This is a genomic window from Streptomyces sp. NPDC104309, from assembly GCF_055584025.1.
Window position 1 is genome coordinate 1 of the sequence record NZ_JBVJMV010000144.1, and the last position, 1,469, is coordinate 1,469.

At 67.9% G+C, this 1,469-nt stretch carries 1 protein-coding gene; it reads left to right on the plus strand.

From position 1 onward, the window contains the following. Nucleotides 1-141: 141 nt before the first annotated feature. A partial coding sequence (locus ACZ68L_RS46890; protein ID WP_469591045.1) for an IS4 family transposase occupies nucleotides 142-1,469 on the plus strand: 1,328 nt, incomplete at its 3' end.

Consider the following 1,469-nt stretch of genomic DNA (forward strand, 5'->3'; position numbering starts at 1 on the left):
CAAGGCCGGGTAGTTAGCGTTTCTGCAGGTCATGCAAGGGAGTTGACGGGTTTTCAACGTGGAGCAACGGAGCTCGTTGGTACAGGCAGTCGTCCAAGACAGCTTGTCCCGTAAGGAGCTCCGTTGCCCTCTCATTGTGTCGTGCCGTCTCGGCTGACGGCCATCACCCGTACGGTGACTGTGGCCGCGGGCCGCTTCGCTCCCGGCCATCTGGGAGAACTGACGTCGATCGTGCCGTTCGACCTGGTCGACGCGGTCTTGTCCGAGACCAGGACCGTGCAGCGGCGGTTGCGTGATCTGCCCTCGCGGGTCGGCGTCTACTTCCTCCTGGCGATGTGTCTGTTCCCCGAGATCGGCTACCGGCTGGTCTGGGACAAGCTGACCGCCGGCCTGTCGGGGATGCCGGTCGTCTGCCCGAGCGCGAAAGCGCTACGTGATCTGCGCCGCAGACTCGGCAGCGCGCCGGTGCGGGCGTTGTTCGAGGTGCTGGCCGGGCCGTTGGCCCAGCCGAGGACACCGGGGGTGCGGTTCGGCCCGTATCGGACGGTGTCGTTCGACGGCTGCAGCTCGATCAAGGTTCCTGACAGCGAGCGCAACCGGGGCTGGCTGGGGCGGTGCCCGCACGGCGGCTATCCCCAGGTCGAGCTGATGACGCTGGTCGAGACCGGCACCCGGGCAGTGATCGGCGCGGTCTTCGGCCCCACCCGGGAGGGCGAGACCTCGTACGCCACCAGGCTGTTGCACCATCTGGGCCCCGAGATGTTGGTGCTGTGGGACCGGGGCTTCGACGGCAACGACTTCCTCGCTGCCGTGCACGCCACCGGCGCACGGGTCCTGGGCCGCATTCGCCAGCGCCGTCGCCCACCGGTCCTCCAGCCGCTCGCTGACTCCTCCTACCTCTCGGTCATCGGCGGCGTCCCGGTACGCATCATCGAAGCCCGGGTGAACGTCACCTGCACGGACGGCAGCAACTTCGAAGGCTCCTACCGTCTGGCGACCACACTCCTGGACGCCGGCCGTTACCCCGCCGACCGCCTCGTGCACCTCTATCACGAGCGCTGGGAGCACGAGAGCGCCTACTACGCCTTGCGCCATACCATCCTGCACGGACGTGTCCTGCGCTCGCACGACGCGGTCGGCGTCGAGCAGGAGATGTGGTCCCTGCTCACCCTTTACCAGCTCCTGCGCCGCACCATGGTCGAGGCGGCGGAGTCCAGGCCGGGCACCGACCCCGACCGCTGTGGCTTCACCATCGCCTTCCAAACCGCCCGCGACCTGCTGGTATGCGCAGAGGGAGTCTTCGAGCAGGGCATCGGAGAGATCGGCCGCCGAGTCCTGTCGGCGCTGTCGCCCGCGCGGCGAACCCGCGTCAGCACTCGCAAGGTGAAGTCCCCCATCTCCCGTTACGCGGAAAGGAAGCTGGACGGCCGCCCCGACGGCAGCCGGGTCGTGACTTCAATGACGGTCAC